The sequence below is a fragment of the Trichocoleus sp. FACHB-40 genome, assembly GCF_014695915.1.
In the GTDB taxonomy this organism is placed as follows: domain Bacteria; phylum Cyanobacteriota; class Cyanobacteriia; order Cyanobacteriales; family FACHB-T130; genus Funiculus; species Funiculus sociatus.
The window spans coordinates 1-5,234 of record NZ_JACJPF010000091.1 but is presented as its reverse complement, the minus strand read 5'-3'; the positions used below and the strand labels follow the sequence as shown (position 1 = coordinate 5,234).

General features: G+C 44.1%; 5 protein-coding genes and 1 pseudogene. 4 read left to right on the top strand and 2 right to left on the bottom strand.

What is annotated here, in order from left to right; all coding sequences use genetic code 11:
• Both H6F63_RS20305 and H6F63_RS20300 read left to right on the top strand, forming a co-directional pair.
• Window positions 1-552, top strand: a 552-nt coding sequence (locus H6F63_RS20305; protein WP_190639291.1) for a transposase, incomplete at its 5' end; no start/stop codon positions are given.
• Window positions 553-710: 158 nt separating this feature from the next.
• Complete coding sequence (locus H6F63_RS20300) at window positions 711-2,087, top strand: tetratricopeptide repeat protein (protein ID WP_242019978.1); 1,377 nt, start codon at window positions 711-713, stop codon at window positions 2,085-2,087.
• A 97-nt stretch (window positions 2,088-2,184) separates the two neighbouring features.
• Here H6F63_RS20300 and H6F63_RS20295 read toward each other — a convergent pair whose 3' ends face one another.
• Window positions 2,185-3,018: a PhnD/SsuA/transferrin family substrate-binding protein gene (locus H6F63_RS20295; protein WP_242019976.1), complete on the bottom strand. Its 834-nt coding sequence runs from the start codon at window positions 3,016-3,018 to the stop codon at window positions 2,185-2,187.
• A gap of 130 nt (window positions 3,019-3,148) precedes the next feature.
• Here H6F63_RS20295 and H6F63_RS20290 point away from each other — a divergent pair, with 130 nt between their 5' ends.
• Window positions 3,149-3,739 (top strand): Crp/Fnr family transcriptional regulator, encoded by a 591-nt coding sequence (locus H6F63_RS20290; RefSeq protein WP_190452956.1) that lies wholly within the window; start codon window positions 3,149-3,151, stop codon window positions 3,737-3,739.
• Between the two features lie 255 nt (window positions 3,740-3,994).
• Window positions 3,995-4,405 (top strand): DUF202 domain-containing protein, encoded by a 411-nt coding sequence (locus tag H6F63_RS20285; RefSeq protein WP_347269335.1) that lies wholly within the window; start codon window positions 3,995-3,997, stop codon window positions 4,403-4,405.
• A 152-nt stretch (window positions 4,406-4,557) separates the two neighbouring features.
• Here the strand turns inward: H6F63_RS20285 and H6F63_RS20280 are convergent.
• Window positions 4,558-5,234: pseudogene (locus H6F63_RS20280) on the bottom strand (IS982 family transposase); the annotation flags it as partial.

Below are 5,234 nucleotides of genomic sequence, written 5' to 3'. Positions count from 1 at the left end.
TATGAGGAAAAGAAGGCACAGCTTGCTCAACTGAAGCGATTAGAGGATGAAGGGAAAATTGACTTGTATTACTTAGATGAAGTGGGATTTAGCCGGATTCCTTCTGTCCCGTATGGCTGGCAAGATATTGGAGAATACTTAGAGATTTCCAGTTGTCATAGTCGGCGTTTAAATATTTTGGGGATAATAAATCGGGGTAATCATCTGGAAACTTATGTTTCGCTCCAAACTATTAATTCCGATGTGGTTATCGCTTGTATTGATGCTTTTTTTCCAGTAGTGGATAAGCCAACAGTGATTGTTGTTGATCAATCATCTATTCATACCAGTGATGCCATTCTTGAGAAACGGGAAGAATGGCGAGAACGGAATCTTAGCATTTTTGAGTTACCCTCCTACTCTCCCGAATTAAATTTAATTGAAATTTTGTGGCGGTTTATTAAGTATGAATGGATTGAGATTGATGCTTACAAAGCTTGGGAAACCTCTGTTGCATCTGTTGAAAAGATTTTGAGAGAATTTGGAAAAAGCTATGTAATTAATTTTGTCTAACTACTTAAAATATTCCATAAGACAGATGAAGATTTGTTGATTACAGCTTATACACGAGCGCAATCAAATCAGGTAGACACATACTTGCTTTTTAAAGTTAGCTGTGACATACTCCAATTTAAGTTAAATACAGTATCTCGACCGGATTACCGTAGATTATGCTAAAAGACTCTCAAGGGCTTGAAGTGACTACCAACTCCCCGGATGCGATCGCAGCCATCAATCACTTTGTGGATCAGTCACTCAGCTACGGCAATGATGCGGAAGCAATTCTGCAAGGAATTGCCGCAGATCCAACCTGCGTTGTCGCCAATGCTCATGCAGCAGCGCATTACCTCTCGCTAGAAAGTGCAGAAGCTAAAAATCAAGCAGCACCCTATCTGCAAGCAGCTAAAAAGTATCTCTCGCAGGCGAATGAGCGTGAGAAGCTTTATGTTTATGGGATTTCGGCTTGGGCTAGCGGGGATATAGATCGAGCGATCGCTTACCATGAGGAAATTGCCGAAAAGTTTCCTCGCGACATTGCTTCTGTTCAGAGGGGACAGTATCACTACTTCTATTTGGGAGACAAAGAAGGGCTGCTAAATATTGCTGAAAAAGTTTTTTTTAGCAATCGCGAAAATCATTATTTATACGGGATGATTGCCTTCGGTTTAGAACAGTGCCATCGCCTGAAAGAAGCTGAAGAATGGGGGCGAAAGGCAACAGAAATGAACCGTCACGATCCTTGGGCGCATCATGCAGTAGCTCATGTGATGGAAACGCAGGGGCGGCTGGATGAAGGAATTGCTTGGATGGAAAGCCTCTCTGATACCTGGGAGAACTGCAACTCACTTTTGTACACGCATAATTGGTGGCATATTGCCCTTTACTATCTAGAAAAAGAAGAAATAAAGAAAGTATTGAAACTTTACGATACTCACATTTGGGGCCGTGCCTGGAAAGAATCGTCAAAAGACCAAGTGGGTGCTATTTCGCTGCTGTTGCGGTTGGAATTAAGAGGAGTAGATGTGGGCGATCGCTGGCAAAATATTGCTCCTTACCTCGCACCCAGAATTCACGAACACGCCTTACCTTTTCAAGATTTGCATTATGTTTACGCTTTAGCACGAGCAGGTCAAAATGACCAAGTGACCAAAATGCTATTAAGTATGCAAGCTTACGCCAAAGCTGCTAAACCCTTTATAAAACGGACGTGGAATGAAGTAGTATTGCCAGCAGCGCGAGGCATGGTTGCTCATGCTAGAACAGATTGCCACAGAGCGATCGCGCAACTAGGATCAACTTTACCGCGCTTGTATGAAATTGGCGGCTCCCATGCTCAACGTGAACTATTTGAGCAAGTTTTTCTTGATGCGTGGCTGCGTACTGAGCAGAATCATGAGGCACTTCAGTTGGTGGAACAGCCTCTTGCAGCCTGTAATAATCTTCACTCAGATAAGCGTAAACTGACATTAAATGTTAACAATCTGGAGCTAACAATTAAGGTAGATCGCGCAGTACATCGCCCTGAAAAAGCATCACACTCCTATTAATCTCTATTGGTTAGCGCTGACACTAAGCTAATAGAAATGTTAATAAATCTGAGTTGCTTAATCACGTAATCAGAGTCTTGGCAATTACAAAATCTTTTCACTCTCTTGAGCCGATTATTTCGTAACCTGCGCGTACAGCAGCATCATAAATACTGCCAATTGGAGCATAATCTTCCGACTGCACAGCAACGTAGGACTGTATTTGCGCCCGATTCATGGCAGATTGCAATTCTGTATTTGGCTGTAGTAGCGCAGATTCTAGCTCATTTATCAAAGCTGTACTCAGCCGCTGCGATACAACTACGGGAGGCATCGGACATGGCCCAATTGACTCGATTATCCGCAAATGATCGGACAATTCCGGCGAATCGCGCAGTTCTTGTTCTAACACAGTGCTGTCGATCGACGAACAATCAGCCAATCCGTCAACAACTAATTGAATAGAACGTTGATGCGAACCAGATTGGATTACCTTGCCGAAAAAGCTACTATATCCACCCTGTAAAAGTCGATAGCGCAACAAGTTGTAGCCGCTGTTTGAACCCGGCTCGTTGTAGCACAATATTTTTCCTGCCAGATCCTCAAAACTTTTTAGGTTACTCTCAGCATTGACGATGATATCCGAGAAGTAAACTGCCTGATTTTGATAGCGGCTACCCCCCATCACTGGCGCAACTAAAGCCTTGAGTTGACCGGGAACGATGCTGTCAAGCTGCACAAAAGGCAAACCACAAATAAAAGCAATGTCCAGTTTATCTTGCAGCATCACCGGATCTGCAAGCGGATCGTACTTGCTTTGCACAATCTGCGGTTCTACACCCAATACTCCCCCCAAATATGCCCCAACTGCTTCGTAGAACCAGAACATATTGGGAGCTAGGTAAGACACTAAGCTGAGTTTGTCTGGTTGGCTGGTTGATTTTGTGTCCAATTGAGGGATACTCCGGTTTTGGCTATTAAATCTACAGTTTGTCTATCGGAATATAGTATATTAGTAAAAATCTCTGAAATCCACCCCCACAACTCTCGGTTGGCTGTAATTTCAACATTGGATTACTCTAATGACCGCCTCTTTGCGTTTATTTTCTAGTCCTGCTCAACTCAAGCAACGAAAATTTGCTCGCCGCTCTCTACTGCCCTTAGAGCCGGATTATCTTTGGAAAATCGAGTCTGGGGTGGTTCGCACCTTAACCTGGCTCGAAGACGATACGCCCATCACTCTCGGTGTATGGGGGACAGGGGATATTGCTGGTAAGGTTTTATCAAAAGCTGAGGCTTATCAAATTGAATGTCTCACACTTGTAGAAGCAACCCTCTTGCCCGTTAAAGATTGGCAACAAACTGCCCAGTTGACAATCCAACACATCCAACAATTTCAAGAATTTATGGAAATTCTCCACAGTAAATCGGTGGATGCCGCACTTTTACGCCTTTTGAGTTGGCTGGCAAAAAAGTTTGGTCGTGAAATTGAGCAAGGACAACTGATCGATTTACGATTGACTCATCAGGAAATTGCTGAAATCATCGGTGCTACCAGAGTCACCGTGACGCGACTGCTGAATGAGTTTGAGAAGCGAGGTATTATTCAACGTTTGCCTCAGCACTTCATTCTTCTGCACGAGCAACAACCGTTCTGGCATTACGAAATCTAATCAGGAGCGTAGAAAAGGATTAAGCCATCTACCATGTTTACCTTTACAGCGGCTTGCAGTCGAATGAAGTACAGGCTATGTGGAGAGATACCCGACTTCTTGGAGAAGTCGGGTATCTGTGTAACTCAATCGTACTATCTCGCTTCTAGAATTTTAGATTTTGAAGCAATTTTTGGGGAGATTGATTATTTCCAGAAATTGTATGATTTTGAATGATAAATCTCAGACAGTTTAGATAAAAAGTTAGGGTGAGCAGTGACTAATACAGCTGCAAATACACACAGCAAAGGGCGACAGAATTCCTCGCGGGTGCGGGATCATTTGGCAAATGAGCGCACATACCTAGCATGGATGCGGACAGCGATCGCGCTGATGGGTTTTGGTGTTGTTATCGTGCGTCTACGCTACTTCCAACCTCCCCAAATACCTCATCTCGGCACTGGTTGGAAGTTGGGTTTAATCTTCTCCCTCGTGGGTTTGATGACAGTGTTACTCTCAACTTGGCACTATTTCACTATCCGCGATGCCATTGATGATGACACCTACGAACCGACAGGCCGTTGGGTAGTTGTGTTCAGCCTGGCGATTACACTTTTGGGTGCTGGGGTTATATATTTCGTCTTCACAGTTCCCTTTAACCCAACGAATTCTTTTACGCTTGAGTAATGGCAACAATTAGCTTTTCGCTTTTTATATAGCAATTCTATTTGATTTGTGAAAACTACCTTTTTTTAACCAACTGCTGAGGACGCTCCAGAACACAGAAAAAAGAGAATTCCATAAATGGATTAAGATTGCTATACTAACGTGAGTTCGGGTTAAGCTGGAAGCAAGAGATTGTAGTCGATTGCGATCGACGGTTTCTTTGGCTGATGGCAGTAGGCAATTCCCTCCAGCCAAAATGTTGACAAAACAATTGACCGGAGAACGATGCCGAGAATGCTCGATTTGAGAAATGTTTTTCAACTGGTCGATGATACTTTCAATAATCGAGCGCTTTCTGAGCATCAGACGGTCATTGAGCGACATCAATCGCTGTTTCATGTTGCGCTTGAGCTTAGTCACCAGTTGAATGCCTGCGGTTTGGAGCAACTGTGTGGCGAGCTGTTGTGAGATATACCCTTTGTCGGCAAACACTCTCCCAAACAATTGCTGCAACAGCTTTGGCACTGGGGTACGGTCATCAGTGTTGCCTGGAGTCAGAATGATGTTGAGCAGTTCACCCCGATCATTGACCACCAGATGCAGCTTGAAGCCAAAGAACCAATCAACCGAGGTTTTGCCTCGTGCTGCGAGGTTCTCAAACACTTTGTGTTGGTTGATGCGACGGTTATGGCAGACTTTGAGCGCCGTGGAATCCATAAAACTGATGCCACTACACGTGCCAAAACACGAGCGCTTTCTAAGCACACATGGGCACGAGCGTACTCGGTATCCATTCGACAAAGCGTTGCTAGCTCACCAACCCTGGAAACGCATTTGCCCACTCGGGTTG

What these genes read in the sequence shown, in the direction of transcription:
- H6F63_RS20300 (WP_242019978.1), top strand. Translation starts at nt 711, where the DNA reads ATGCTAAAAGACTCTCAAGGGCTTGAAGTGACTACCAACTCCCCGGAT.
- H6F63_RS20290 (WP_190452956.1), top strand. Translation starts at nt 3,149, where the DNA reads ATGACCGCCTCTTTGCGTTTATTTTCTAGTCCTGCTCAACTCAAGCAA.